Raw genomic sequence first — 26,065 nt, 5'->3', positions numbered from 1 at the left:
AAACTTTCCATAAGACTCTCGTATTATATCGCCCCTTTATCCCTCACCTCCTCCACAACCTCGCGCGAATAACCCAACAACCCCGTCAACACCTCCTCCGTGTGTTGACCCAGCGTCGGCGGCGGCTTTTGGATTTCTGCCGGGGTGGCGGAAAATTTATACGGGAAGCCGGGCAGTTTCACCGTCCCGGCAGAGGCGTGTTCGGTTTCCAGAATCATGTCGCGGGCTTGAGTCTGCGGATGCGCGAAGACTTCGGGGATCGAGTTGATGCGTCCGCAGGGGAGTCCCGCTTTCACCAAGTCCGTGAGCCAGTCGTCCACATTTTTTTGCGCGAACGTGTTGTTGAGTTCATCCACGAGCGCGGCGCGGTTCGTCACGCGCTTGCCGTTCGACGCGAATCGCTCGTCGGCTTTCAAGTCGGCGCGGACGAGTGCGTCGCACAACAAACCCCATTGCTTTTCGTTGGCGACGCCCAAAATGAACCAGCCATCGCGGGCGCGAAACGAATCGTACGGGACAAGATTCGGATGCGCGTTACCGAGGCGGCGCGGCGGATTGCCTCCGACCAAATAATTGGACGCGACGTTGGTGAGCAATGCGAGATGCGAATCGAACAGCGAAATATCCACGTGTTGACCTTCGCCCGTGAGATCGCGCGCGCGCAACGCGGCAAGGATGGCTGCCGCGGCGAACATGCCCGACGTGATGTCGGTGATCGGGATGCCGACGCGCGAGGGAGGTCCGTCTACGGGACCGGTGATGCTCATCATGCCGCCCTCGCCCTGGATGACCGCGTCGTACCCCGGGCGGTCTGCGTACGGACCCGTGCGGCCGTAGCCACTCACCGAGCAGTAGATCAATTTCGGATTCACGCTGTGCAGATCGGTATAGCCCAAGCCGAGTTTATCGAGATCGCCCGTGCGATAATTTTCCACCAACGCATCCGACATGCCCGCCAGTTTGCGGACGATCTCCTGCCCATCCTTCGATTGGATGTTGACGGTCACGCTCCGTTTGTTTCGGTTCGCCGCGAGGAAGTACGCCGACTCGCCGGGATAATTCCCGTATGGCTCGCCAACGAACGGAGGTCCCCACCCACGCGTTTCATCGCCCATGCCGGGACGTTCGATCTTGATGACGTCTGCTCCCAGGTCGCCGAGCATCATCGTGCAATACGGTCCCGCCAGCGCGCGGGTGATATCGAGAATGCGAATGTTTTGAAGAGGGTGCATGGAATTTCACTTTCTTCTATTTGTTATTCGAACAATTTTACTTTATCACACACGCTTCGACTGCGCTTCTTGTCGGAAATATTTCCGTCCTGAGCGGAGTGAGGAGCGTTCTTTGCGACGAACGCAGTCGAAGGACGCTCCGCTCAGCGCGGAATCTTCGCAACGACATATCTGGCATGTATAATCCCACCATGCTGACCCTCTCCGAACTCATCGCCCAGAAATTATCCGAAGCAAAAGTGGATGTGGTCTTCGGTCTGCCCGGCGGTGAAAACGTGGAGGTGTTGGATGCCCTGCGCAAACGCGGCATGGACTTTGTGCTCGCGCGGAACGAATCCAGCGCGGTGTTCATGGCAGATACGCATGCGCGGCTCACCGGCGGGATCGGAGTCGCGCTCACCACGCTGGGTCCCGGCGCGACGAACGTCTACGCCGGCATCGCGCACGCTTTTCTCGATCGCGCGCCTGTCCTTTTACTCACCGCGCAATCCGACCCGAAGCTCGCTGGTTTGCACACGCATCAAGCGCTGGACTTGCAAGCCGTCTTCCGCCCCGTAACAAAATTCACATCGTCGCTCACGCCCGAAAACGCGGATGCTGCCCTCACGCGCGCGCTCGAACTGTTGCGCTCAGGCAGGCCGGGTCCCGCGCATTTGAGCATCCCTGCGGCATTAGCGAATCAACAAGTTGATTCGATCTCGCTCCCAACGCCGTCATCATCGGTCAACTCGGTGGATGAAAACAAAATTGCCAAAGCCAAAGAAATTCTTTCTTCATGTCGCCGCCCGGTCATCGTGGCGGGCTTGGGCTTGGAGCCTGATCAACCGTATCCGCAACTCCGCGCGCTTGCCGAAAAACTTCATGCGCCGGTGATCGACCTGCCGAAAAGCAAAGGCGCGTTGCCTGCAGATCATCCTTTGTTTGCCGGCACGTTGGGTCTCACGATGAACGATCCCGCGTATGAAATTCTCGACGCATCCGATTGCATCATCGCGATTGGTTTTGATGTGGTTGAACTCGTCAAACCGTGGAAGCAACCACAGCCGACGATCTGGGTTTCCAATTGGGAGAACGACGATCCGTGCATCGATACGGCGTGTGAGCTGGTTGGCGATCTCAACGCATTGCTGGATGCCTTGCTCGACTCCACCGTCCGCGTGGATGATGCGTGGGGTGAGAAGCAGATGTCCACGTGGAGAGAAGCGCATCATCCGCAGGCTGACCCTTCGACTTCGCTCGACGATCGCTCGCTCCGCTCAGGGAGGCATCCTGCTCCGAATAGAATTTTCCCCGCTGACGTGTTGTCCTCCATCCGCCATCACACTCCGCCCGAAGTGATCGTCACCACCGACGTGGGCTCGCATAAAATTTTCACGTCGCTGAATTGGAAGGCGTTGCGACCGAATACATTTTTCGTCTCGAACGGACTCTCCGTGATGGGATTCGGAGTCGCCGCCGCAATTGCCGCCGCGCGCGTGACGCGTGAGCCAACGGTGTGCATCACCGGCGACGCGGGCTTGGCGATGGTGTTGGGCGAACTCGCGCTGGCTGTGGAACTCGACCTGCCGTTGATCGTGGTCGTGATGAACGACTCCGCGCTCGACCTGATCCGCTTCGCGCAAACGAAACGCGATCTGCAAGTCTTCGGCACCGAGTTCGTCAACCCGAATTACGAATTCATCGCGCGCGGATACAATTTTGCATACGCGCGCGTGACGAATAGAGATGAATGTGATGTTGCCATACAAACCGCCGTCGCCTCGCGCAAACCCGCGCTGTTGGAAATGATGATAGACCCGAAAGGGTATAGAAAATAGAACTGTCATTCTGAGCCGCGCTCTTGCTCTTTGCGGCGAAGAATCTCCACGATCATCTCGGAGACCCTTCGCTGTCGCTCAGGGTGACATGCAAAAGGAATTCCATGCCCAACCCCTCCCACCTCCTCGCCGTTGACATTGGCGGCACATTCACCGACATTGTTTTATTCGATACCGAATCGAATCACATCGCTGTCGGCAAAGTGCTCACCACGTATCCCGACCCATCGCAGGCGGTGTTGAGCGGAGTGACTCAGTTGTTGAAAGATCACAACATTGACCCTGCCTCTGTTCGACAAGTCATTCATGGAACGACACTCGTCACCAACACGCTCATCGAAAGGAAAGGCGCGCACACGGCGTTGATCGCCACCGAAGGATTCCGCGACGCGCTCGAGATTGGCAACGAAGGTCGCTACGACATTTACGATCTGGGTCTGGTCAAACCACCGCCGCTGGTGGAACGTCGTCTGCGCTTCGGCATCCATGAACGGATGGCGGCAAACGGGGAGGTGTTGCATCCGCTCGACGCGAACGCGGTGGCTGAGTTGTGCAAACAGTTGAATGCGGAGGGAATCGAGTCGGTGGCAATTTGTCTGCTTCACGCGTTCACCAATCCGCGCCACGAACTCGACGTGTACGAAATTGTGCGCGATGAAATGCCGAACGCTTCGATCTCCATCTCGCATCAAGTCTCGCCTGCCATGCGCGAATATCAACGGACATCAACAACGGTGGCGAATGCGTACGTGCAACCCATCACGTCGAATTATCTCGAACGTATTCAATCGGGTTTGGCGCAGGCGGGGTTAAACGCTCCGCTCAATGTGATGCTCTCCAGCGGCGGCACAACCGACATCGAAACCGCCACGCGCTTTCCGATCCGCCTTGTCGAGTCGGGTCCCTCGGGCGGCGCGTTGGCGGGCGTGTATTGGGGCAAACAAAACGGCTTCAACGACATCTTCGCCTTCGACATGGGCGGCACAACCGCGAAAGCCATCCTCACGCATAAATCCGAATTGAGCATCACGTCGGTTTCTGAGGTGGCGCACGTGCATCGCTTCAAACGTGGCAGTGGACTTCCCCTGCTTGTGCCGATGATCGAGATGATCGAGATCGGCGCGGGCGGAGGGAGTGTGGCGCATGTGAACAATCTCGGCTTGCCTGCGGTTGGACCTGAAAGCGCCGGTTCGACTCCCGGTCCAGCCTGCTACGCCCGCGGAGGTTTGAATCCCACCGTGACGGATGCCGACTTGCTCATCGGCTACCTCAACGCGGATTATTTTGCGAACGGTTCGATTCGACTCGACGCCTCAGCCGCCGAGAAAGCCTTCGAAAGTTTGGCAAAGGAACTGGATATTTCAATCACAAAAGCCGCGTGGGGGATTCATCAACTCGTGAATGAAAACATGGCGGCGGCGGCGCGCGTCCATGCGGCGGAGCGGGGCTTGGACATTCAAAAGTACGCGATGGTGACGACGGGCGGCGCGGGTCCTGTCCATGCGAGCGGGGTGGCGGAGCGGTTGAACGTCCGCACAGTGATCGTCCCTCCCATTGCGGGAGTCGGTTCAGCGTTCGGATTTTTGCTTGCGCCGATCTCGTTCGATTTCACGCGCAGTTATCTCACGCGCATCGATCAGGTGGACGCGAATCTGTTGATGAAGATTTTGCGCGACCTCGAATCCGAGGGGCGGGGAATCGTGATGAACGCGGGAGTCGCGGCGGAAGATATTCACGTGACTCGCAGTGTGGACATGCGTTATCTGCGGCAGGGGTATGAGATCCGCGTGGAGTTCGAGGGGAATGAGATCAACGCGCAAACGTTGTCCATGCTCGAAAAACGTTTTGAAGAAGAGTACATGCGTTTCTATGGCGTGTTGTGCGAGGGTGTTCCGATCCAGGCGGTGAATTGGCGCGTGGTGGTGTCGGGTCCCGCGTTGGAGATCGAAGGGCGGGCGCTGAAAGTGGGAGAAGAGTCGCAGAGGGCGAACCAGCCGTATGGGAGTCGGAACGTGGTTTTCAATCCCGATAATGGCGCGGCATTGACTCCCGTCTATCGGCGCGAGTCGCTTTCATCTTCGTTCAAAGCGAACGGTCCCGCGATCATCGAAGAAGCAGAGTCCACCACAATTGTTTTGCCGAATTGGTCCGCGCGCGTGGATGTGAATGGTTGTTTGGTGTTGACTCGGTAACGCGACATTTATGTCGCCAGTGATGCGCGAGATAAATCTCGCGTTACAGGTGCAAACATGATTGATTCAATTTTGCTCGAAGTGTTATGGAAGCGATTGCTTTCCATCGTCAACGAACAGGCGGCGGCGTTGATCCATTCGTCGTTCACCACGTTGGTGCGCGAAGCGGGCGATCTTTCGGCGGGCGTGTTCGACGCGCAAGGACGCATGCTCGCGCAAGCGGTGACGGGCACGCCTGGGCACATCAACACGATGGCGAATTGCGTGCGCGATCACGTGGTGAAGCAATTTCCAATTGAAACACTTCAGCCTGGCGACACGATCATCACGAATGATCCGTGGGCGGCGTCGGGACATTTGTTCGACCAGACGATTGTCTCGCCTGTGTTTTACAAAGGCAAAGGCATCGGCTGGTTTGCCAGCACGTGTCACGCCATGGACATCGGCGGCTTGACGATGGGCGGTGACGCGACGGAATTATTCGAAGAGGGTTTGTTCATCCCGTTGATGAAGTTGTTCAAAGCGGGCGAGCCCAACAAAGATCTGTTCGACATCATCCGCGCCAACGTGCGCGTGCCAGATGAAGTGATCGGAGATATTTATGCCCAGCAAGCGGGCAACATGGTGGGGAGCCGCAAGTTGATCGAGATGATGGACGAATACAAACTCGAATCGCTTGCCGAACTTTCAGAGTTGATTCTGGATCGCACCGAAAAAGGATTGCGCGACGCGATCGAAAAAATTCCGAACGGCATCTACCAAAGCGCGGTGACGATTGACGGCTTCGACGATCCCGTGACGATTCACTGCAAGGTCACAGTCAACGACCGCGATATCGTCGTGGATTTCGACGGCACGTCGCCGCAGATTCGGCGCGGCATCAATGTGGTGATGAATTACACGCACGCCTATTCCACCTACACGTTGATGTGCGCGGTCGCGCCCGATATTCCGAACAACGAAGGCGCGTTTCGTCCGATTCGAGTCATCGCGCCCGAAGGTTCGATCCTCAATTGCCGCCGACCCGCGCCCGTGAGCGCGCGTCATCTCATTGGGCATTTCGTCTCACAGCCGATCCTGCACGCGCTTTCGAATCCGATTCCAATTCATGTGATTGCCGATGGTTCAGCAGGTTTATGGAACACGATGTTCGAGGGCGAGTTAAAAGATTCGCACGACGTGTTCGCCTACATTTATTTTTCGGCGGGCGGCATGGGCGCGCGTCCGTATCGCGACGGGTTGTCTGCCACCGCCTTTCCCAGCGGCATCACCGGCGTGCCTGCCGAGGTGATCGAGTCGGTCGCGCCGATTCGCATGCATAAACGCGAACTGCTCGCCGACACCGGCGGCGCGGGAAAATTTCGCGGCGGCTTGGGGCAGGAAATGATCCTCGAAGTGTTGACCGGCAAACCCGCGACTCATTCGTGCATGTATGATCGCACGAAGTTTTCCGCGCGAGGTTTCCATGGCGGGCTGGATGGCACACCGGGCGAAGTGATTCGTTCGGACGGCTATCGCCCGCATCCGAAGAGTCGCTACACCCTCCAGCCGGGTCAAACCGTGACGTTACGTCTGCCCGGCGGTGGCGGCTTTTATTCGCCCCTCGAGCGCGATCCCGCCTCCGTGCTGGAGGATGTGAAGCAGGGATATGTCTCTCTCGATGCCGCGCGAGAAAAATATGGCGTGGTGATCGTGGAGGGGAAGGTGGATGAGGAGGGGACGAAAGAGGAAAGAAGAAAGAGGATGTGATCTCCCCCTCATCCCCAGCCCTTCTCCCAAAGGGAGAAGGGAGTCGAGTCCCCTCTCCCCACGGGAGAGGGTTAGGGTGAGGGCGTATCGCGCGCGGATGTTTTTGTAACGGAGCAAAAATTTATGACAAATAGCAACACAGCCGACATCGTCATCTGCGGAGCGGGGATCGCTGGAATTTCAGCGGCTTATCAACTCGCGGTGAAACATGACGCGAAAAACATCGTCATCGTTGATCCGCTGCCGCCGCTGACTCTCACCAGCGACAAATCATCAGAGTCGTATCGCAACTGGTGGCCCGGTCCCGGTGACGACATGGTGCGGCTGATGAACCGCAGTATCGACATTATGGAAGGGTTGCACCGCGAAGCGCCGAGTCGCTTGGCGATGCACAGGCGTGGATATTTATACGCCACTGGCGACCCAAGCGGCGTCGAGGCAATGATCGCCAACGCGGAGGAGATCACCAGTCTCGGCGCGGGCGATCTGCGTGTGTATCGCAACTCCAGCGATGATCCGAAATATATCCCAGTGAGCGAGCATGGCTTGTTCGATGCCCCCACAGGAGCCGACTTGTTTCTCGACCGGTCGTTGATCCGCAAGCAATTCCCGTATGTGACTGAAAATGCGTTGGCGCTCGTCCACGCGCGGAGGTGCGGATGGTTCGCGGCGCAACAGTTCGGCATGTACATGTTGGAAAAAGCGTTGGAGCGGGGCGTCAAACTCGTCAAAGGGAAAGTGGAAAGTGTGGATGTGGAGGGCAATCGAATTAAGTCCGTGAAGGTGGCGGCAAATGATGGCGAGCAGGTTATCTCCACTCGGAATTTTGTCATCGCGGCGGGACCGTTGCAAAGATCGGTTGGCAAAATGATCGGCGTGGACTTGCCCATCCTGTGCGAGCCGCACCTCAAGATGATGTTCAACGATTCGTATCGTGTTGTGCCGCGCGATATGGGCTTGTTCATCTGGAACGACCCGGTCACGTTGATGTGGTCAGACGAGGAACGCGCCGCGCTTGCAGAAGATGAAGAGACGCGCTGGTTGACGAAGGATTTTCCAGCGGGCGTGCACAGCCGACCCGAAGGCGATGGGAACACGGTCTTGTTGCAGTGGGCGTATCACGATGAAGCGTTGGAAGAGCCGGTCTATCCCATTCCGCTCGACCCGCAATTGCCCGAGGTGGTGTTGCGCGGCATGGCGCGGGTGATCCCCGGCTTGTCGAAATATTTCAACCAACTCCCCAAGCCGTTCATCGACGGAGGCTACTACGCCCGCACGCCGGAGAATCGTCCGCTGATCGGACCGTTGCCAATGGATGGCGCGTACATCATCGGCGGCTTCGGCGGGTTCGGGATGCAAGTCGCATGCGGCGCGTCTGATTTGCTGGCGAAACACATCATTGGCGTTGAGTTGCCCAGTTATGCCCCCGCGTTTTTGTTCAGCCGATACGACGACCCGCGTTATCAAGAATTAATGAAACAATGGGGCGCTTCGGGACAGATATAGAGTCTCCGCGCTGAGCGGAGCGTCCCTCGACTTCGTTCGTCGCAACTTGCGCTCCTCACTCCGCTCAGGACGGAGATAGTTAGCAAAGAGCGAAGTCGAAGCGTTGGTAGGAAAACAACTTCAAATTAAAGAGAGCGCCTCTCTTGCTCTTTGGCGGCGAGGAGATTGCTTCGGGCGAAAGTTCACCGCCCTTGCAACGACATATCTTTGAAAGGAATTCACCATGAAACTACAAAACAAAATTGCCGTCATCACCGGCGGGGCGCAGGGAATCGGAGCCGCGATCAGCGCGCGATTTTCAGAAGAAGGCGCGAAGGTCGTCATCGCCGACCTCAACGAAGAAAAATCGAAGGCGCTTGCGAGTCAACTCAACGCGTCATACGTGTTATGCGACGTGTCGAACGCCGAACAGGTGGACGATCTATTCAAGAAAGTGATCGTGCAATACGGCAGGCTGGATATCCTCGTCAACAACGCCGCGCTCGTGCATCATCCCGATTCCAACAAAAATTTTCTCGAGTTGACCCAAGCCGCATGGACTCGCGCGTTGGAGATCAATCTCACCGGCATGTTCCTGTGCAGTCAACGCGCCGGACGGATCTTCGTGAAGCAAAACCCCGAAGGAAAATCGGCGGGCGGCGCGATCATCAACATGAGTTCGGGCGGCGGGTTGCGCGCGCATCGTCAACTCATGGCGTACGACACAACGAAAGGCGGGATCGAAGCCGCCACACGCGCAATGGCAATGGACCTCGCCCCGTGGAAGATTCGCGTCAACGTGGTGGTGCCGGGCAACATCACCGTAGATAACGCCCTCGGCGGCGCGACCGGTCCCGAAGCCGCCGCGCGGACGATTCCCTTCGGTAAAGCGGGAGCGCCAGCCGACATCGCCTCTGCCGCCGTGTTTCTTGCCTCTGATGACGCCGCGTACATCACCGGTCAACGCTTGGTGGTGGATGGCGGCATGGAAGCGCAGTTGAGGTCGCCCGCGGTGGACGCGCAAATTGATGTGTCGGGTATCACAAGCCGCTTAGCAACTGCTTCTTAACTCTTTCTTTGCCACACATCGTCCCGATGCCTTTCGGGAGAGCGCACAGAGAACTCTGAGAAAACCCCTTAAAAATCTCTGTGAACTCGGTGTTCTCTGTGGCTGAGGTTTTTTTCCACGCCTTTAAGAAACACTCTCTTTGGTTCACCCGAAACGAATTCTCGAAACTCATCCAAAAAACGCGCCTTGTTGAATCGCTCGGCGCGTTTTTTTATTTCCCGCGCGTCGAACGTTTGATTTATTTTTTCAAACCGATGGAATGTCTCGATCAAACTCGCTTCGGTCTGCTCCGCAAAAAACAAACCCGTGACTCCCTCCTCCACCGTTTCCAACGCGCCGCCCGCGCCATATGCAATGACGGGACATCCCGCCGCCTGCGCCTCCACGATGGCGATGCCGAAATCCTCCTCCGCCGCGCAGACGAAGGCGCGCGCGTTGCCCAGCAATTCGGCAACTTTTTCATCCGACTGAAATCCCAGCAATCGAATATTCGAATTTGCCATCGCTTTCAAACGCGGCTGTTCGGGTCCATCGCCGACGATGACGAGCGGAAGATTCAATTGATTGAACGCCCGCACAAGCAAGTCGACTCGCTTGTGCGGGACGAGGCGCGTGACGGTGATGAAATAATTTTCGCGTTTCAGGCTGGGACGAAACCGCGTCACCTCGACGGGCGGATGGATTACCTTCGCTTCGAGTTGATACGCCTCCCGAATCCGCTCGCGGACGGTGTGCGAATTCGTCGCCATCGCATGGACGCGCGACGCGGCTCGTCTATCCCACGCGCGGAAGGATCGCATGTATCGGTCGAGGAGGAAATTGCGGCGCGTGTGTTTTCCGTTGATGTTGATGTTCGTCCATGCGTAGCGCAAGGGCGTGTGCGTGTACGAAACGTGATGCGCTCCATGAGGAGTCCGCGCTCCGTTCGCCACCGCGTAGTGAAATGAAACAATGGTGTCATAGCCGCTCAAATTGATTTGCTCAATCGCGGAAGGCATGAGCGGAAGCAAGTAACGGTGATGCGTGTGTGCGAACGGAAGCGAATCGAGCCACGAAGTATTTACTTTGCGATTCGCAATCGGCGAATTGACAAACACTTTTCGGTTGTAGATCAGCGTGAAAATATCCGCGCGTGGATACGCCTCCAACGCGGCAAACAACACCTTCTCCCCGCCGCCGATGGAGGGGAGCGTATCAAGAACAAAGGCGATGCGCGGTGTAGAAAAAGTCGGGATCATGTCATTCTGAGGAGCCGCGAAGCGGCGGCGAAGAATCTTTGTCGCCACAAGCAAGTTTCCAGCAGAGGTTAGAGTTCATTCAAGGTTCTCCAGATCAAATCTGCTGTATTCTGCCATGAGAAATCTTTCGCTCGCGCCAATCCATTTTCAAAAAGCGACTTGCGTAGACTCTCGTCGCTCAAACATTTCTCCATTGTCTGTGCAAGGTTATCAGGCTCCTCTAAATGGAAAACGAGTCCCGCCTCGCCGACTGTTTCTGGCAATGCGCCGCCATCCGAAACAATGACCGGTGTCCCGCACGCCATCGCCTCGAGCGCGGGCAAGCCGAAACCTTCGTCAAAGGATGGGAGTACGAACAACTCCGCGTTGACGTATAAAGCGGACAATTCCTCCTCTGAAACATAATTCAAAAAGCGGATTCGCTCATCCGCAAAGAATTTTACCGAACGAAACACGTGTCCCGAATCCCCTGCAACGACCAGCCAGGTATCCGCAAACTTATCTTTGACTTGATGCCATGCCCTCATCAACCCTTCAAGATTCTTGCGCGGTTGAAGCGAACCGACGAACAAAACATACTTTTTTGGGAAATCAATTACACCATGTTTTGTTTCGGGTCGAAATACAGACGTATCTACTCCGTTCGGCGTGACGATCACATTCTCAACCCCGAACCGCCTTATTACCTTTTGCTTTACATACTCCGAAGGCGTGAAAATAACGCGGACTCGTTTGGCGAGCCTCGGCAAAAACAAACGATACCAAGCCGAATAACCTCTCGTAAACCATTCGGAATGTTCAAGCGGACTCAGGTCGTGGATCGTCAATGCTTGATTCTGAATCGCAAGCGGTCCCGAATTTGCGGGCGACCATAAAATCGAATCGCGCTTCAACTTTGTCGGCAGGATGAACTGTTCCCACGCATGACCCAAAATTCCTTGCGCGCGAGTCTGCTCAACTCGATGTTCATTCTTAAAGCGACGCAGGATCTCGCGCCCGTATCGTTCATTTCCCGTCACGCGCCGCGCGAGGAACCGTCCGTTGACCACGATGTCACGCGGCATGATAGTCCGTTTGTGTGAGGAAGATATATTCAGACATGGGCGTCTAATTCATCATTATAATAAGCCTTCCGAAAATGGTCCTCGCATCCCCATACCCCGCGTCACATTGGACAAAGAACCTTGCGCGAAGCGCGTTTTATGTAACGCTCATACTTGCCCCCGTTCGCTTGCGAATGATGTTGCAGTCGCGGCCGAGTCATGCGATCTACAGCGATTACACCGACTTCCTCCTCTTTCTGCCCGATATCGCGTTGCTTGTTATGTTGATCGCCTGGGGATTCGCAAAGCGATTCGATCCCAAGCCGTTGCGATTCGGGCCGCCGCTCGTGTGGATTCCGCTCGCAGGGCTGACCGCCTCTGCCCTGATTTCATCTGCCTCAAGCGTGGACGGCTCTCTCTCCCTTTATCACTCTGTCCGTTTGTGCCTGTTATTTCTCTTTTATCTTTTCATTGTCAACGAACAAATTTCGATTTTCAACGTCGCCTTCGCGGTGGGACTGCAAAGCATGTTGCAAACGGCGGTTGCGATTCCTCAATCTATTCTGCAACGTTCGGTCGGGTTACAAGTTCTCGGCGAATATCTGCTCGATCCAACCTGGTCCGGCGTGTCCATCATTTCGGATGGGGCGACCCGCATCCTCCGCGCCTACGGACTCTCCGATCATCCCAACATTTTGGGCGGGTGCCTCGCCTTCAGCCTCCTCGTCCTGTTGACCGTCTATCTTCGTGGCAACAGAAAAAATTCTCTACTTCTCGGCTCTGTTTTTGTTTTGATAAGCCTCGCGTTGTTGATGACTTTCTCCCGATCCGCGTGGCTGGCTTTCGCGGCGGGATCAATCTTCATCGTCTGGTTTGAAGCGAGGGCGCGCGGATGGGGATTCATCAAATCTCTTGCGTTGCTTTTCGTTTGCACGATAATTGTTTTACTTCCATTCATCGCGCGGAATTCCAGTTACTTCGGCGCGCGCTTCAATGCGGGGAGTTCGTTCGAGACGGTCCGCTCTGAGCGCGGCGCGGTGCAAGAGCGGATATTCCTCATCGCATCCGCCAATCATATTTTTTCCCAACACCCGTTGACCGGAGTCGGCGTGTCCGCTTCGCCGCTCGCGCTTCGAGAGGAAATTCCTCAACTCCCCGAAACCTTCAATTACCAGCCGCCTCATTTTGTCTTGCTGACCGTCGGCTTGGAGACCGGCATGTTCGGCGCGATCTTCTACTTCCTGTTGATGATTCTTCCCTGGGTCGCATTTTCACGGAACGTGGAGGCGCGCAAAAATCCGCACGTGATCGGCGCGATGGGAATACTCCTCGCCGTCACCATCGTCGGCTTCTTCGATTACTACACATGGTTTTCCACCCCCGGCCGAATCTGGCAATGGCTCGCCTGGGGATTGATTGCGGTATCCATAGAGTCCCCCTCTCCCTTAGGGAGAGGGGTTAGGGGTGAGGGTGAAATCAAATCATCATGACCTCCCTCGATACCCTCTTCATCCCCGTCACCGTGATTTACTTCCTCGTCGTCACCACCCTGTTCATCTACGGCTTGAACTTTTTATATCTTTCTTATCACGCGTGGAAGAAACGCGACGCGCTCGCCTCCAAACCTTTGCCGCTAAACACAGAGTCAGTGCCGTTCGTCACGATTCAATTGCCGATCTACAACGAGTTGTACGTCGCCGAGCGGTTGATCGAATCCGCCGCCGCGCTCGACTATCCGCGCAGCCGATTCGAAATCCAGGTGTTGGATGATTCCACAGACGAGACAGTTTCACTCGTCGCGCGAACCGTGGATCGAATCAAAGCGCAAGGGATAAACATCCACCATCTGCATCGAACAGAACGTGTCGGATTCAAAGCAGGCGCGTTGGCTGACGGGTTGCAAACCGCGCAGGGAGAATTCATCGCCATCTTCGACGCGGACTTTGTTCCCAAGCCTGATTTTCTCAAAAAGATTCTTCCATACTTCGATGAAGATAACATCGCGTTCGTGCAAGCGCGGTGGGGACATTTGAATGGCGGTTATTCTCTGTTGACTTTTTTGCAATCGCTTTCGCTTGACGCGCATTTTGCGGTGGAGCAACTTGCGCGTTCGCAACTCGGTTTGTGGTTTAACTTCAACGGCACGGCGGGCGTGTGGCGCAAAACGGCGATCATTGACTCGGGCGGATGGAAAGCCGAGACTCTCACCGAAGACCTCGATCTTTCGTATCGCGCGTACTTGCGCGGATGGCGCGCGCGCTATGCGGGCGAGGTCGAAGTGCCGTCTGAATTGCCCGTGAGTTTCACCGCGTTTCGCCGCCAGCAACATCGTTGGGCGCACGGCGGATTCGATTGCGCGATTCGTTATATCCCCGTCATTTGGAAATCGGATGCAACCCTCGCGCGAAAGATTCAAGCGAGCCTGCATCTCACGGGCTATTTGATTCATTTGTTGTTGTTCATGTGCGTGTTTTTATATCCGCTCGTCGTTGCGATTTCAGAAAGATATCCGGGCTTGATCAGTTTGTTCGGCATCGCCGTCGTTTTCAACTTCACCGCGCTCGCGCCGATCGCGTTGGTGGCGGTCGCGCAAAAGTCGCTTCACAAACGTTGGTTCGCAATTCTGCCTTACATCGTCACGCTTGCCGCGCTCGGCGCGGGGCTGATGCTCAACACATTGCGAGCCGCACTGCAAGTGTGGGCGGGTCGCCGCGGCGCGTTCGAGCGGACGCCGAAATACGGCATCACCGCGCGCGCGCAAAAATGGGAATCTCGTCGCTACTACGTCAACGTAGATCGGCTTGTCGTTTTTGAAATCCTCCTCGCCCTGTTTAATCTTGGCACGGTCTGGCTCGCGTGGCAAAATTCCAACTGGCTGATCGCGTTGTACGCGGCGATCTTCGCGGCTGGACTCTTCTTCAACTCCGGTCTGACGATCCTTCAAGCGATTCAAAGACGCTTCCCTCCGCGACTTCTAACTGATTCACCCTAGCGACATTTCTCATGCCCTCCGCTTCCCTCTCCCTCGCCATCCTCGAAGCGCTCACCTACTCGGACATCTTCGCCTATCCCTTACGCTTCGACGAGTTGCATCGCTATCTTCCCATTCGCGCAAACGCGGAGGAATTGTCTGTCGCTTTAGATTCAATGCGCGGACAAGTTGAACAACAAGACGGATTTCATTTTCTTGCAGGACGCGATGAAATTGTTGATACTCGCAAAGCACGCGAGACACGTTCACGAAAGTTGTTGCCGATTGCCCTGCGCTACGGACGCATCCTCGGCTCTCTGCCCTTCGTCCGCATGGTCGCGTTGACAGGCTCTCTCGCCGTCTTGAACATTTCTAAAAATGCGGACTTCGATTACATGCTCGTCACCGCCAAAGGTCGTGTGTGGACAGCGCGCGCCTTCGCTTTGTTGTTCAACCGACTCGTGCGTCCATTCGGTCACACCATTTGCCCGAACCTCATCGTCTCCGAATCCGCGCTCGAATGGCATCTGCATGATCTATATTCTGCCCGCGAGTTGGTTCAAATGATTCCCATTTCAGGGATGGATGTGTATCAGGAAGTCATGGACGTCAACTCTTGGGTTACGGAATTCGTACCGCAAAGTTCACTTTGCGGTAGTCGTGCCAAAACAGCGACTGACCCCAGAGGGGCGCTTCGCGGAGTCGCTACTACGATTAAGCGTTTTCTTCAATTTCCCCTGCGCGGCAAACTCGGAGACTACTTCGAATCATGGGAAATGACCCGCAAGATCGCGCGCTTCTCCCATCAACCCGGCTTCGGCGAAGAGACCATCTTCACCGCCGAGGTCTGTCAGGGAAATTTCCACCATCACAGAAAATGGACACACGAAATATTTTTGCAGAAACTCGGTAAATTGGGCGACAGTTCCCCTCTCCCTTTGGGAGAGGGGATAGGGGTGAGGGTGGTATGACCCAAATCCTCCTCGGTCAATCCTACTACCTGCGTTTCGACCCCAAACTATGGGAAGCCATGCAACCCTATCCGCCACTAGGGACGTTGTACGCCGCGAGTTGGCTCCGTCAGCACGGATACGATATCGCGTTGTTCGATGCCATGCTGGCAGACTCGGAAGAGGAGTGGGCAAAGTCACTGGATGAACATAAGCCGCGCTACGCCATCATCTACGAAGATAATTTCAACTATCTTTCCAAGATGTGTTTGCTCAGAATGCGCGAAGCCGCGTTCAACATGATCCACATGGCAAAATCGCGCGGATGCGTCGTCATCCTCTGCGGCGCCGACGCGACCGATCATTTCAAAGACTACCTCGAACACGGCGCAGACTACTGCATCCTCGGCGAAGGGGAGGAGACCCTGCTTGAGTTGCTGAATCAGCTTGAAGGCGCCGCCCTGAGCTTGTCGAAGGGGAAGAGAGATGCGGGGCTTGAATCCATTCTCGGTCTTGCGTACGAATCTCCAGTCTCCAATCTCCAGTCTCCATTTCCCCAATTCTCCAATTCTCCAATCCTCTCCAATCCCCGCCGTCCCGACATCACCAACCTCGACTCGTTACCCTTCCCCGCCTGGGATTTGGTGGACATCGAAAAATATCGAAGCCTCTGGTTGCAACATCACGGATATTTTTCAATGAACATGGTCACCACGCGCGGCTGTCCGTATCACTGTAACTGGTGCGCCAAACCGATCTGGGGACAGCGTTACAACTCGCGCTCGCCTGAAAATGTGGTTGCCGAGATGAAATGGATCAAGGAAACTTTCGCGCCCGATCACATCTGGTTCGCGGATGATATTTTGGGATTGAAGCCGAGGTGGATCGAAAAGTTTGCCGCGCTGTTGAACGAAGCCGACGCGGTGATTCCCTTCAAATGTTTGCAACGCGCAGACTTGATCAATGAAAAAACCGCGCCCGCGCTGGCGAAGGCGGGATGCAAAACCGCATGGCTCGGCGCGGAGTCGGGTTCGCAAAAAATTCTCGACGCGATGGACAAAGGCGACACCGTGGAAGATATTTACAACGCCGCGCGGTTGTTGAAAGCCAACGGCATCGAAGTGGGATTCTTCTTGCAGTTCGGCTACCCCGGCGAAACATGGGACGATGTGCGGAAAACATTGAAGATGGTGCGCGACTGCGTGCCCGATGACATCGGTATTTCGGTCTCATACCCGTTGCCCGGCACAAAATTTTTCGAGCGGGTGAAATTGGAATTGGGCGAAAAACAAAACTGGGTCGACTCGGAAGACTTGGAGATGCTCTATCGCGGTCCGTTCCCAACGGAGTTTTACCGCGTGTTGCATGGACGAGTCCATTATGAGTTCCGCGCGAGGAAAGCGTTCAGACAGAGATCGTTGAGAGGGCTGGCGAATGTGCCGAGAAATATTTTTGGATTAGTGCGAAGCGAATGGCAGTTGAGGAGATTTGTTTGATGTGTGCCCGGTGGTTGAGTAGCCCGAGGCGATAGCCGAGGGCGTATCGAAACCACCGCTTCAAGGAGCAAACCAATGAACAATGTCACTGATACATCCCTTGAAACCATCGCCGAAGCCTTCTCGCGCGCGGCTGGGTCTTGCCGATCGCTGTTCAACGCCTTACTGCGCCGTATTGCCGCCGTCTACCAACAATAAATGTCCTGTCATAAACGATGAATCATCCGAAGCCAGGAACAACACCGCCTTGGCGATCTCTTCGGGTTTGCCGAAGCGACCCATCGGCAAATAGGCGCTGGCTTTCTTGATCTCATTTTCCAAATAGGCGGCGTCTGAAGAATTAAATTGCTCCGTCTCGAGCCAGCGATCCACGAACGTGTCGCCGGGGCAGACTGCGTTCACGCGGATGTTATCGCGCGCGTAATCGAGCGCCATCGCTTTGGTCATCATCCCCACCGCGCCTTTGCTCGCGATATATGGAAACGCGTTTTTACCTCCCACTACTGACCAATCGGATCCGCAGTTGACGATCACGCCTCCGCCTTGCGCTTTCATCACGGGCAAGACCAATTTGCACATGCGCCACACCGCCGTCACGTTGATTGCCAGCGTCTCATTCCAAATGTCATCCGAGATCGATTCGGCTGTGCCATGTGTGACGATGCCCGCGTTGTTGAACAAGATGTCCATGCGACCGAACGAGGCGAGAGTCTGGCTGACGACGTGGGAGCAAGCCTCCCCGTCGGCATGATCGGCTTGGATGAATTCGCATCGGACCCCCTTACGGCTGATCTCCTCCCTGACGCGTTGTCCCAACTCCGCGCGGCGTCCCGTGATGACGACATCCGCGCCTTCGTCCGCAAACAATAACGCGGTGGCTTTGCCGATGCCCGATGTCGCGCCTGTGATCATTGCCACCTTGCCTGAAAGTTTACCCATGTTGTAGACTCCTTGCGAATGATTTTACTCTCATACCTTGAGGATGGAAGAAAGACGGGAGTTGTGAGAGAATTACCGAAAAATTTTCAGGAGAGTGAATGAAGGCTTTTGGACTTTCGCTGGATGGCGAAATCGAAAACACGCGCGAATCAAAGATGCGACACGCGCGGGTCGGCGCTCTGTTCGGATTGGTTGCCGGTCTCGCGTTTGCCGTTTCCGCTGCGGGTGTGGATTTGCTTACGCATCGAGACCTGCCGCTTGGTTTTGAGTTCGATTTTCTTCTATCCTATGGGTTGGCTGTCAGCGCGGTGTTGAGCATTGTCGGCTTTATGACGTGTTGGGCTGTTGAAACCTGGCGCGGATTGGCGTACGGCGCGCTTGCCACAAGCTCGATCGTTTTGGCTGGTTCGTTGTTGCAACCCAGCGAAGCGACCACGGGCATGAAGATCATTGCTCTGGCATTCACCCTTGTGCCGGTGGCGGCGCTTGCCCTGCCCATTTCGTGGACGCTCCGCTGGCTGACTGAAAGGTATGCGCGCGCGCGTTATGTAAGGTTTTCGGCGTTGAAGATTGCCCTGCTCGTGGCTGTGACTCTGACACTCGGCGCGGCGGGCGGATGGTTCATGCGAATGCCTCCGCGCGCAGTGGAAGCTGTCCATTTTATGAATGGGTTGATTCGGATCGCGCCGAATCACGAAGATAACGCGCTGCGGCGGGTGGCTGGTTTTGAGGATCATCTGAGCGCAGGGTATCACTTGTATGAAAAGCCGTCGACTGGCTCAACCGAAGGGTTTGTAGTCACTGCCGAGTATGAGGATGGGTATCAACTTTCTTGCACGGTAGTTGTCTTTCCCGGGAGCGACCCGTTTTTGTCATCGTGCAATGATGACAAAAATGAAAATCCTTGAGAATTGGGTTCGTTAGATCGCAAACAAATAAATTGCCGCAAACGCAAGCGCGATGCCAATCACTTGGTTGCGCGAAATATGTTCCTTGAGGATGAGCCACGCAAGGATGACCGTCGCGCCGGGATATAACGAACTGAGAATGGCGGAAATATCGAGCCTGCCCGCTTTGCTGGCAAGGATGAAAAAGAGATTGCCGCCGAGGTCGAGAGTGGCGTTGATGCCGACAACTCCCCATGCCTCGCGCGGAACGGGGAACGATTCTCGCCGCGCCAACACGATGAGGAAGACCAAAAGAGTCCCTGCGAGGCGCGAGAGGATCATGGGCCACAACAGCGCGTCGGGGTCGCTGACGGCGTTGTGAATGAAGATGAAGTAGCAACCAAACCCCACGCCCGCGAGAATCGGAAATTTCAAGTCGGAGAGTTTGCCGATATGGAATCCGCCGTCGCCTTGCGAGATCAGCCACACGGCGGCGAGCGCGAGCGCGAATCCGACAAATTGAATCTTGCTGGGCAGTCCTTGCGTGAACGCGCCAAAGATGACAGGAAGCAACGCCGCGAACAATGCCGAGACCGGCGCGGCGATGCTCATCTGACCGATGCTCAGGCTGTAATACAAGATGAGCAAGCCGCACGAACCGAGCGCGCCGCCGATGAACGCGTTGAGCGCAACGTTTGCAGACGGAAACGATTCGCGATAAAAGATCAATGCGGCGATGACGATCAATAAGCCGAAGAAGTCCGCGTATAACACTGCGCGATACGCGCCGACCTTGCGGCTGGCGAGACCGCCCGCGAAATCTCCCGCGCCCCATGATAAAGATGATGCAATGCCGTAAATGATGGAAAGCAAATGAAACCTCCGGAATGCGGACTTCAGCCCGCTATTCATATGAAAAAAATGGCGGACTGAAGTCCGCGCTCCGTTAATAATTATCGTCGTCAAACAGAGTCAAAACAGGAAATTCTTGCGCGCATTCTTTCATCCACACTTCGCCGTTGTCGCTGATGTGTTGGCGATAACTGGAAAACAGCCAACCCTCGGGCTGTTGGACATAGCCATGTTTGACAGGATTGTAATGGATGTAGTTGAAACGTGTCCAAAAATCTCGCTCGCCCCGGATGCAAGTATCCCAATAGGTGTACCAAACGGTTCTGCCGCGTGTGTTATCCAGTCCGTTCAATTGGAAAGCCGTGCTCCCATTGAGCCGCTTCATGAATTTTCCAAGATCAAGCCCGTGTTGCGGAAGAAAGAGGAAGTGATAATGGTTTGCGAGAATGACCCATGCCATAAGTTTCGCGTTGAACTCGGCGATCAATGCGTTGAATGTTTTGATCCACAAATTGAAATGCGCGTCGGAAGATAAAATATGCGCCTTGCCAACCGTTGATGCGGTGACGAAATACCATGCGTCGTCCAAGTAGAGATGCGGCGGGCGGTGTGGGGAGGTTGACCATTTCATATACGTATGCGGAATGCGGACTTAAGTCCGCGCTCCTGTTCTCGTCGCCGCCTTTGCCCGCTCCAACACCTTCTGCGCGTTCTTCAGCAACGGCATATCAATCATCTTGCCGTCCAGCGCGTACGCGCCTTTGCCCTCTTTTTGACTCGACTCGAACGACTCGACGATCCGCTTTGCATACTCGATCGCTTCATTGGATGGAGTGAACGCCTCTTGCGCCGCCTCGACCTGATTCGGGTGTATGATCTGTTTCCCGCTGAAGCCGAACCGCGCTCCCTCTTCGGCTTCGAGGCGCAGACCATCGGGGTCTTTGAAGTCAATGAAGACGATGTCAATTGCCTGCAGATCGTTCGCCGCGCACGCCGTGACCACCGCCTGCCGCGCGTAGAGCAACTCGGTCGCGGCTTTCGTCCGCACCGCGCCAATGGATGCGGCGAAGTCCTCGCCGCCGAAGATGATGGCTTCGAGTCGTTTATCCGCTTCGGCAATCTCTTTCAGGTTCATGATTCCCTTCGCCGTTTCCACGCCCACCAGCAAGCGGACGCTCCCAATGTTCAACTTGCTCGAAAGTTCGTAGGTTTCGATATGCTCGCTAACCCATTTCACTTGTTCGGCAGTTTCGATCTTCGGCACAACGATCGTATCGGGATTTGTCGCCAACGCCGCGACGAGGTCGCGCTTCTCCAAGCCTGAACCAATTTGGTTGATGCGAATACACCGCTCGGACTTGCCGAAGTCCAGTTCCTTCATCGCCCCTGCAATGACCTCCCGCGCTTCGGTCTTTTTGTTCGCCGCCACGCCGTCTTCCATGTCCATGCAAATGGAGTCGACTCCCAGCGTGGTCGCTTTTTGGATCTTGCGGCGGTCGTCGCCTGGCATGTAGAGTATCGCGCGTCGTGAGTGCATGGAATCTCCTGGGTGGTACACAGGTAAACACAGAAACACGTAAACAGGTGGTAACTCGTAACTCGTAACGCGTCTACCTGTGTACCTGTCTACTTGTCTACTTGTTTACTTGTGTACCTGTTTACTTCTTCAAAAACATCGCCGTCCGTTCGAACTCGACCACAATTGTACCGTCTGGTTTCCTGCCCCAGCATTTGATTCGCACGATGCCAACTTCGGGTCTCGATTTCGACTCGCGCTTCTCGATGATCTCGCTTTCGGCGTAGACTGTGTCGCCGTGAAAGACGGGATTGGGATGCGCGACCTTGTCGTATCCCAAATTTGCCACGATGGTTCCATCGGTGAGATCGGCGACGGTCAAGCCAACAACGAGACCGAAGGTGAACACTCCATTCACCAATCGCTGACCGAACTCGGTCTTCGAGGCGAAATCCTCGTTGAGGTGCAGAGGCTGTGTGTTCATCGTCAACGCGGTGAAGAGCACGTTGTCCATTTCGGTGACGGTGCGCCCGCCGTGTTTGAATTTCATCCCAACTTCGAGTTCGTCGAAAAATTTTCCAGCCATAAGACTCCTTTGTCGAAGGTTGAAGGTCACAAGTCAAAGGTCAGACCTTCGACGTTTGACTTTCGACATTGATCAGTTCTTGCTCACGCTCCACCGTTTGACCAACCTTCACCGCCAGCGATTTCACCACGCCATCCATCGGCGCTTGGATTCTAATCTCCATTTTCATCGCTTCCAACACCATCAGCGTTTGACCTTTCGTCACCGACTCGTCCACGACGACGTTCACGCTTCGCACCACGCCTGGCATTGGCGCGGCTAATCCTGACGCATGATCGCCGCCCGCGCTTCTTCGCTTTGCGCCAGACGATTTGGTCAGCACGAATGTTTGCCTGCCCACCGTCACCCAGCGTTTGGCGTTGTCCGATGAAACATACGCGGTGACGCGCTTGCCGTCAATGAGTAAATCCAACTTTCCGTTTTCGGCGCGGATGATTTCAACGTCAACAGTTTTATCGTCCAAAGTGGCGCGATAGGATTTGCCTGTTGGGATCAGATCAACAGATGTGGATGTAGAATTAAAGTCAAAAGATAGTTTCATATAAACTTATGGCTGTAATGTGATTTCTGTATAAGCTGCGACTTCTTTTATGCCATTATTGGTTTTCATATTGCCAATTACATAGATGCGAATATAATATTTCCTGAAGGGGTTTTGTAGATCAGGAAAAAACACAACCACTTGGACCGCTGGCATTTCTATTGGTGGAGAAAGTACGATATCGCTTAGGGGAAATCGATAAGTTGGTTTCTCTTTTAATTCAACCCACATTTCATCTGATCTTTCAAATATCTTCAAGTTGTAGTCATACGGAAAAATAATTTCCTGGTCGGAATTGTATTTGAGTTCCAGATTTATAGGGTCTCTGGTTTTATAGGTATTTGAATAACTCGAAACTCTTAGCAAAACCTGCTGGTTTAAATAAGCGTCTTCGAAAGATAACGGTGGAGGGTTGCTGGCGTTTGTGCATGATGACAGCAGAGTTTGAATTGCGACTAAGAAAAGTATTAAGCAGGTTGAGTGTTTCATTGGTCTAATTCCTAAAGCCGCTCGATTTCTTCTGTGGATTGTAACGATCAACTTCGCCGGAACGCGAAACCTGAGATTTGCCCGAAGGGACGATGTCAATGCTATACGACTTGGAATTATGCTCGAAGTTTGTTTTCATCCGTATCCTAGAATCCGAATCACCGCCACCAGCCACATGCCGATCACGGCGAGCACAAGTTCGAGGTTGCGTTGCATCAAGCCTGCCAACACGCTGACCCACGAATGATACGCGAGATACGGCGAGAGGAACGGCGACGCCGCCATCGCCTGATCTTTGCGTCGGTTGCGGACTGCGAGAACGGTCAACGCGAAACCGATGGGGAATGCCCAGGGCCACAGGCTGGCGTTCCATGTGGATTGCAGAAGATCGTTCGACCTGCCGATGGAGGCGGTGCCAAAAATCAGGAGAGAAAGAATCGTCGCAACGGTAGCAGGCAGAAAGGCGAGAAGAAGCGATTTCCATCCGCCAGCGCGCCATGTCTCGAACATCCAAAATGGGATCATCGCGATGCCCATCTGCGGTTTGATGAGGATGAAAAATAATCCGATCTGCGGCGGGAGGATGAAGCCGACGAGCGCGAGCGCGTCCACGTTCAACATGCGCATCCCGTAGACAACGGGCGAAGATAAAAGGAACGCGATCAACGCGACGCGGCTGGCTTTCAATCGGACGGCGACCCACGTATACAACGCGAGCGTGAGGATGAAATACAAATCACCGCTGACGCGTTCGGAAAATATCGCCAACGGCAGCATGGGGATCAACGTCCACGGCAGGTTGCGAAACGTGGGCGCGGCAAGATATGGATTATTTCCTTCCAGCACGGCGCGCGCGGCGGGGTAATACGTCTCGCGCCAATCAATGCCCACTGCGGTTCCCAAACTATCCGCGCCGAAGTAGAGGAGGATGAGGAGCGCCGCGCTTGCAACGATGAGTCGAAGGTCAATTTTTTTCTTTTCCATAAATTTAATTTCTGAATCCATTTGGATTTTTCCACGGGCTGTAAGGATCGTGCTCATTTACGATTTGCGATTGACGATTTTCGATTGATGTATCAGCAAGCGCGGCGGAGACAAGCGCTTCAAACGACGGGGCGGGCTGACTCCACGTAGGTTGATCTTCCACCCAGCGTGTGTAGACTCGTCCAGCGGCAAAATCGGGATGAGCTAAAACATCTTGCATGAAATCCACGTTGCTCGTCACGCCATGCACGACGAAGTCGCGCAACGCGGCTTGCATTTTTTGAATGGCGATTTCTCTCGATTCGCCAAACACAATTAACTTCGCCAACAGCGGATCGTAAAAATGTGTCACCTCATCGCCTGCGCGGAAGCCTGAGTCGACGCGGATGCCAGGTCCGCGCGGCTCGATGTATTGCAAAAGTTTTCCTGTGCTGGGTAAAAATCCGTTGGCGGGGTCTTCGGCGTAGACGCGGCATTCGATGGCGTGTCCGCGTTGAGTCAGTTGTTCCTGCGAATATGGAAACCGCTCGCCTGCCGCAACGCGGATCTGCCATTGGACGAGGTCGAGTCCGGTGGTGAGTTCGGTGATGGGGTGTTCCACTTGGAGACGAGTGTTCATTTCGAGAAAGTAAAAAGGTTGAAGGTCGAAGGTCGAAGGTCTGGGGTCGAAGATAAATTCAATTGTCCCTGCATTGAAATAATTTACAGCCTTCGCCGCGGCAACTGCGGCATCTCCCATTTGTTTCCGCAGTTCTGGCGTGAGCAATGGCGATGGAGTCTCTTCGATAATTTTTTGATAACGCCTCTGCGTCGAACATTCGCGCTCGAATAAATGCACGAGATGTCCGTGCTGGTCGCCGAAGACTTGAAACTCGATGTGATGCGCGTTCGGGATATATTTTTCGACGAGCAGACGTTCATCGCCGAACGCGTTCAGCGCTTCGCCGCGCGCGGACTCGATCGCTTCTTTCAACTCTTCGGGCTGATTCACCACCCTCATGCCTTTGCCTCCGCCTCCCGCCGCGGCTTTAACGAGAACGGGATAGCCGATCTCCTGCGCGGCTTTCTTGAAATCGGATTCGGATTCGAGTCCCTCGAAGCCTGGGACTGTCGGCACGCCTGCCTGCTTCATGCGAATCTTCGACTCGGCTTTGTCGCCCATGGCGCGGATCGAGTCCGCTGAGGGACCGATAAAGGTCAAATGGGCTGAGGCAACCCTCCCTGCGAATGAGGCGTTTTCCGAGAGGAAGCCATAGCCCGGGTGGATGGCATCCGCTTGGGAGGCGAGGGCGGCTTGAATTAAGACATCCGCATTTAAATACGATTCTTTCGGCGAAGAGGCGCCGATGTGAATCGCTTCGTCGGCGAGTTGCGCGTGTTGTGAATTTTTGTCCGCGTCGGAATAGACGGCGACCGTTTTGACGCCGAGTTCTTTGCAGGCGCGCAGGATGCGAATGGCGATCTCGCCGCGGTTGGCAATGAGAATTTTTTTGAACATTATTTGATGCGCGTCATCGTCGCTTCGGTGGCTTTGGCTTCGCCGTATTCGGGGTGGATGTTGTATGCGGTGATGACCAAATGATTGGCGTCAATCATTTCGACTTGCGTGCGCCAGCCCCAGTCGGGTCCGCCAGAGGGATCGGGATAACTGCCGAGGACGGAGAATCCGTTTTCGGTGGCGTTCCCCGTGCAGAACATGATGGCGGTGTTGTTGTGGAAGGAGTCGACCCATGAGGCTTCGTAACGATTGAGTTGGGTGTTGTAACCAAACGTGAACATTCCGTGTTGCGGCTCGCCTTCGATGGATGATTGATAGAGGAAGAGAGCAAAGCGTCCATCGAGGAGGAGTTGGATATTACCAACGAGAGGCGATTCACCAGCAAGTTTATCTGGCTCAAGCCAGAGTTTGGAAATACCTGACCAACCTCCTGCTAATTGAGATAGAAAATGATGTGGGCTACCTGAAGATTTTTCGAATGTCATGTTTGTCTCCGTAATTGGTAATTATGTCACCCTGAGCGAGAGTAAA

General features: G+C 54.9%; 25 protein-coding genes. 11 read left to right on the top strand and 14 right to left on the bottom strand.

Annotated features, from left to right (window positions below; translation table 11 throughout):
• Positions 1-23 precede the first annotated feature (23 nt).
• Positions 24-1,232 (bottom strand): CaiB/BaiF CoA transferase family protein, encoded by a 1,209-nt coding sequence (locus AC16KF_RS15755; protein ID WP_484038300.1) that lies wholly within the window; start codon positions 1,230-1,232, stop codon positions 24-26.
• 176 nt (positions 1,233-1,408) lie between these two features.
• Between AC16KF_RS15755 and AC16KF_RS15750 the strand changes: the two genes are divergently transcribed.
• The 5 genes from AC16KF_RS15750 to AC16KF_RS15730 all read left to right on the top strand — a co-directional run bounded on the left by AC16KF_RS15750 (position 1,409) and on the right by AC16KF_RS15730 (position 9,544).
• Positions 1,409-3,049 carry a thiamine pyrophosphate-binding protein gene (locus tag AC16KF_RS15750; protein ID WP_484038299.1) on the top strand — a complete coding sequence of 547 codons (1,641 nt, stop codon included), beginning with the start codon at positions 1,409-1,411 and terminating at the stop codon, positions 3,047-3,049.
• A 104-nt stretch (positions 3,050-3,153) separates the two neighbouring features.
• Positions 3,154-5,241: a hydantoinase/oxoprolinase family protein gene (locus tag AC16KF_RS15745; protein WP_484038298.1), complete on the top strand. Its 2,088-nt coding sequence runs from the start codon at positions 3,154-3,156 to the stop codon at positions 5,239-5,241.
• A gap of 57 nt (positions 5,242-5,298) precedes the next feature.
• Positions 5,299-6,990 carry a hydantoinase B/oxoprolinase family protein gene (locus AC16KF_RS15740; protein ID WP_484038297.1) on the top strand — a complete coding sequence of 564 codons (1,692 nt, stop codon included), beginning with the start codon at positions 5,299-5,301 and terminating at the stop codon, positions 6,988-6,990.
• 123 nt (positions 6,991-7,113) lie between these two features.
• A complete protein-coding gene (locus AC16KF_RS15735) occupies positions 7,114-8,496 on the top strand; it encodes an NAD(P)/FAD-dependent oxidoreductase (protein WP_484038296.1) in 1,383 nt (460 codons plus the stop codon).
• A gap of 223 nt (positions 8,497-8,719) precedes the next feature.
• A complete protein-coding gene (locus AC16KF_RS15730; RefSeq protein ID WP_484038295.1) occupies positions 8,720-9,544 on the top strand; it encodes an SDR family NAD(P)-dependent oxidoreductase in 825 nt (274 codons plus the stop codon).
• Between the two features lie 68 nt (positions 9,545-9,612).
• On the opposite strand, the gene AC16KF_RS15725 is transcribed toward AC16KF_RS15730, so the two are convergent.
• Both AC16KF_RS15725 and AC16KF_RS15720 read right to left on the bottom strand, forming a co-directional pair.
• Positions 9,613-10,830 (bottom strand): glycosyltransferase, encoded by a 1,218-nt coding sequence (locus AC16KF_RS15725; RefSeq protein WP_484038294.1) that lies wholly within the window; start codon positions 10,828-10,830, stop codon positions 9,613-9,615.
• A gap of 20 nt (positions 10,831-10,850) precedes the next feature.
• The gene (locus AC16KF_RS15720; protein WP_484038293.1) at positions 10,851-11,846 is read right to left on the bottom strand and encodes a glycosyltransferase family 4 protein; all 996 of its coding nucleotides are present in this window, start codon (positions 11,844-11,846) and stop codon (positions 10,851-10,853) included.
• 74 nt (positions 11,847-11,920) lie between these two features.
• On the opposite strand from AC16KF_RS15720, the gene AC16KF_RS15715 reads away from it, so the two are divergent.
• The 5 genes from AC16KF_RS15715 to AC16KF_RS15695 all read left to right on the top strand — a co-directional run bounded on the left by AC16KF_RS15715 (position 11,921) and on the right by AC16KF_RS15695 (position 17,440).
• Positions 11,921-13,315 (top strand): O-antigen ligase family protein, encoded by a 1,395-nt coding sequence (locus tag AC16KF_RS15715; protein WP_484038292.1) that lies wholly within the window; start codon positions 11,921-11,923, stop codon positions 13,313-13,315.
• Positions 13,312-14,817, top strand: coding sequence for a cellulose synthase family protein (locus tag AC16KF_RS15710; RefSeq protein WP_484038291.1), 1,506 nt, complete (start codon positions 13,312-13,314; stop codon positions 14,815-14,817). Before AC16KF_RS15715 ends, AC16KF_RS15710 begins: the two co-directional genes overlap by 4 nt.
• A gap of 11 nt (positions 14,818-14,828) precedes the next feature.
• Positions 14,829-15,767, top strand: a complete 939-nt coding sequence (locus AC16KF_RS15705) for a hypothetical protein (RefSeq protein ID WP_484038290.1) — start codon at positions 14,829-14,831, stop codon at positions 15,765-15,767.
• Entirely contained in the window at positions 15,764-17,242 is a 1,479-nt protein-coding gene (locus tag AC16KF_RS15700) for a B12-binding domain-containing radical SAM protein (RefSeq protein WP_484038289.1), read from the top strand. The genes AC16KF_RS15705 and AC16KF_RS15700 overlap by 4 nt, the downstream gene beginning before the upstream one ends.
• Before the next feature lie 75 nt (positions 17,243-17,317).
• Positions 17,318-17,440: a hypothetical protein gene (locus tag AC16KF_RS15695; protein WP_484038288.1), complete on the top strand. Its 123-nt coding sequence runs from the start codon at positions 17,318-17,320 to the stop codon at positions 17,438-17,440.
• Here AC16KF_RS15695 and AC16KF_RS15690 read toward each other — a convergent pair.
• Positions 17,405-18,181 carry an SDR family NAD(P)-dependent oxidoreductase gene (locus AC16KF_RS15690; protein WP_484038287.1) on the bottom strand — a complete coding sequence of 259 codons (777 nt, stop codon included), beginning with the start codon at positions 18,179-18,181 and terminating at the stop codon, positions 17,405-17,407. The genes AC16KF_RS15695 and AC16KF_RS15690 overlap by 36 nt on opposite strands.
• Positions 18,182-18,279: 98 nt before the next feature.
• Here AC16KF_RS15690 and AC16KF_RS15685 point away from each other — a divergent pair, with 98 nt between their 5' ends.
• Positions 18,280-19,089, top strand: a complete 810-nt coding sequence (locus AC16KF_RS15685; RefSeq protein WP_484038286.1) for a hypothetical protein — start codon at positions 18,280-18,282, stop codon at positions 19,087-19,089.
• A gap of 12 nt (positions 19,090-19,101) precedes the next feature.
• Here the strand turns inward: AC16KF_RS15685 and AC16KF_RS15680 are convergent, their stop codons facing one another.
• The 10 genes from AC16KF_RS15680 to AC16KF_RS15635 form a co-directional block, all read right to left on the bottom strand.
• The gene (locus AC16KF_RS15680; protein ID WP_484038285.1) at positions 19,102-19,941 is read right to left on the bottom strand and encodes a DMT family transporter; all 840 of its coding nucleotides are present in this window, start codon (positions 19,939-19,941) and stop codon (positions 19,102-19,104) included.
• Between the two features lie 73 nt (positions 19,942-20,014).
• The gene (locus tag AC16KF_RS15675; RefSeq protein WP_484038284.1) at positions 20,015-20,551 is read right to left on the bottom strand and encodes an REP-associated tyrosine transposase; all 537 of its coding nucleotides are present in this window, start codon (positions 20,549-20,551) and stop codon (positions 20,015-20,017) included.
• 21 nt (positions 20,552-20,572) lie between these two features.
• On the bottom strand, positions 20,573-21,457 hold the full coding sequence (locus tag AC16KF_RS15670) for an HpcH/HpaI aldolase/citrate lyase family protein (protein WP_484038283.1): 885 nt from the start codon (positions 21,455-21,457) through the stop codon (positions 20,573-20,575).
• A gap of 121 nt (positions 21,458-21,578) precedes the next feature.
• Positions 21,579-22,022, bottom strand: coding sequence for a MaoC family dehydratase (locus AC16KF_RS15665; RefSeq protein WP_484038282.1), 444 nt, complete (start codon positions 22,020-22,022; stop codon positions 21,579-21,581).
• 40 nt (positions 22,023-22,062) lie between these two features.
• Entirely contained in the window at positions 22,063-22,563 is a 501-nt protein-coding gene (locus AC16KF_RS15660; RefSeq protein WP_484038281.1) for an acyl-CoA carboxylase biotin carboxyl carrier protein subunit, read from the bottom strand.
• A gap of 6 nt (positions 22,564-22,569) precedes the next feature.
• A complete protein-coding gene (locus AC16KF_RS15655; RefSeq protein ID WP_484038280.1) occupies positions 22,570-23,052 on the bottom strand; it encodes a hypothetical protein in 483 nt (160 codons plus the stop codon).
• 4 nt (positions 23,053-23,056) lie between these two features.
• Positions 23,057-23,191 carry a hypothetical protein gene (locus AC16KF_RS15650; protein WP_484038279.1) on the bottom strand — a complete coding sequence of 45 codons (135 nt, stop codon included), beginning with the start codon at positions 23,189-23,191 and terminating at the stop codon, positions 23,057-23,059.
• The gene (locus tag AC16KF_RS15645) at positions 23,188-24,057 is read right to left on the bottom strand and encodes a hypothetical protein (RefSeq protein WP_484038278.1); all 870 of its coding nucleotides are present in this window, start codon (positions 24,055-24,057) and stop codon (positions 23,188-23,190) included. The genes AC16KF_RS15650 and AC16KF_RS15645 overlap by 4 nt, the downstream gene beginning before the upstream one ends.
• Positions 24,041-25,534, bottom strand: coding sequence for an acetyl-CoA carboxylase biotin carboxylase subunit (locus AC16KF_RS15640; protein WP_484038277.1), 1,494 nt, complete (start codon positions 25,532-25,534; stop codon positions 24,041-24,043). Before AC16KF_RS15640 ends, AC16KF_RS15645 begins: the two co-directional genes overlap by 17 nt.
• Positions 25,534-26,019, bottom strand: coding sequence for a DUF1579 domain-containing protein (locus AC16KF_RS15635; RefSeq protein ID WP_484038276.1), 486 nt, complete (start codon positions 26,017-26,019; stop codon positions 25,534-25,536). The genes AC16KF_RS15640 and AC16KF_RS15635 overlap by 1 nt, the downstream gene beginning before the upstream one ends.
• Positions 26,020-26,065 lie beyond the last annotated feature (46 nt).

Source organism: Candidatus Defluviilinea gracilis (assembly GCF_057138825.1).
This window is presented reverse-complemented; position numbering and strand designations above follow the sequence as displayed.

Coding starts and splice junctions, on each gene's coding strand:
- AC16KF_RS15755 (WP_484038300.1), bottom strand. CDS start 1,232: ATGCACCCTCTTCAAAACATTCGCATTCTCGATATCACCCGCGCGCTG.
- AC16KF_RS15750 (WP_484038299.1), top strand. CDS start 1,409: ATGTATAATCCCACCATGCTGACCCTCTCCGAACTCATCGCCCAGAAA.
- AC16KF_RS15745 (WP_484038298.1), top strand. CDS start 3,154: ATGCCCAACCCCTCCCACCTCCTCGCCGTTGACATTGGCGGCACATTC.
- AC16KF_RS15740 (WP_484038297.1), top strand. CDS start 5,299: ATGATTGATTCAATTTTGCTCGAAGTGTTATGGAAGCGATTGCTTTCC.
- AC16KF_RS15735 (WP_484038296.1), top strand. CDS start 7,114: ATGACAAATAGCAACACAGCCGACATCGTCATCTGCGGAGCGGGGATC.
- AC16KF_RS15730 (WP_484038295.1), top strand. CDS start 8,720: ATGAAACTACAAAACAAAATTGCCGTCATCACCGGCGGGGCGCAGGGA.
- AC16KF_RS15720 (WP_484038293.1), bottom strand. CDS start 11,846: ATGCCGCGTGACATCGTGGTCAACGGACGGTTCCTCGCGCGGCGCGTG.
- AC16KF_RS15715 (WP_484038292.1), top strand. CDS start 11,921: ATGGTCCTCGCATCCCCATACCCCGCGTCACATTGGACAAAGAACCTT.
- AC16KF_RS15710 (WP_484038291.1), top strand. CDS start 13,312: ATGACCTCCCTCGATACCCTCTTCATCCCCGTCACCGTGATTTACTTC.
- AC16KF_RS15705 (WP_484038290.1), top strand. CDS start 14,829: ATGCCCTCCGCTTCCCTCTCCCTCGCCATCCTCGAAGCGCTCACCTAC.
- AC16KF_RS15700 (WP_484038289.1), top strand. CDS start 15,764: ATGACCCAAATCCTCCTCGGTCAATCCTACTACCTGCGTTTCGACCCC.
- AC16KF_RS15695 (WP_484038288.1), top strand. CDS start 17,318: ATGAACAATGTCACTGATACATCCCTTGAAACCATCGCCGAAGCCTTC.
- AC16KF_RS15690 (WP_484038287.1), bottom strand. CDS start 18,181: ATGGGTAAACTTTCAGGCAAGGTGGCAATGATCACAGGCGCGACATCG.
- AC16KF_RS15685 (WP_484038286.1), top strand. CDS start 18,280: ATGAAGGCTTTTGGACTTTCGCTGGATGGCGAAATCGAAAACACGCGC.
- AC16KF_RS15675 (WP_484038284.1), bottom strand. CDS start 20,551: ATGAAATGGTCAACCTCCCCACACCGCCCGCCGCATCTCTACTTGGAC.
- AC16KF_RS15670 (WP_484038283.1), bottom strand. CDS start 21,457: ATGCACTCACGACGCGCGATACTCTACATGCCAGGCGACGACCGCCGC.
- AC16KF_RS15665 (WP_484038282.1), bottom strand. CDS start 22,022: ATGGCTGGAAAATTTTTCGACGAACTCGAAGTTGGGATGAAATTCAAA.
- AC16KF_RS15660 (WP_484038281.1), bottom strand. CDS start 22,563: ATGAAACTATCTTTTGACTTTAATTCTACATCCACATCTGTTGATCTG.
- AC16KF_RS15655 (WP_484038280.1), bottom strand. CDS start 23,052: ATGAAACACTCAACCTGCTTAATACTTTTCTTAGTCGCAATTCAAACT.
- AC16KF_RS15650 (WP_484038279.1), bottom strand. CDS start 23,191: ATGAAAACAAACTTCGAGCATAATTCCAAGTCGTATAGCATTGACATC.
- AC16KF_RS15645 (WP_484038278.1), bottom strand. CDS start 24,057: ATGGATTCAGAAATTAAATTTATGGAAAAGAAAAAAATTGACCTTCGA.
- AC16KF_RS15640 (WP_484038277.1), bottom strand. CDS start 25,534: ATGTTCAAAAAAATTCTCATTGCCAACCGCGGCGAGATCGCCATTCGC.
- AC16KF_RS15635 (WP_484038276.1), bottom strand. CDS start 26,019: ATGACATTCGAAAAATCTTCAGGTAGCCCACATCATTTTCTATCTCAA.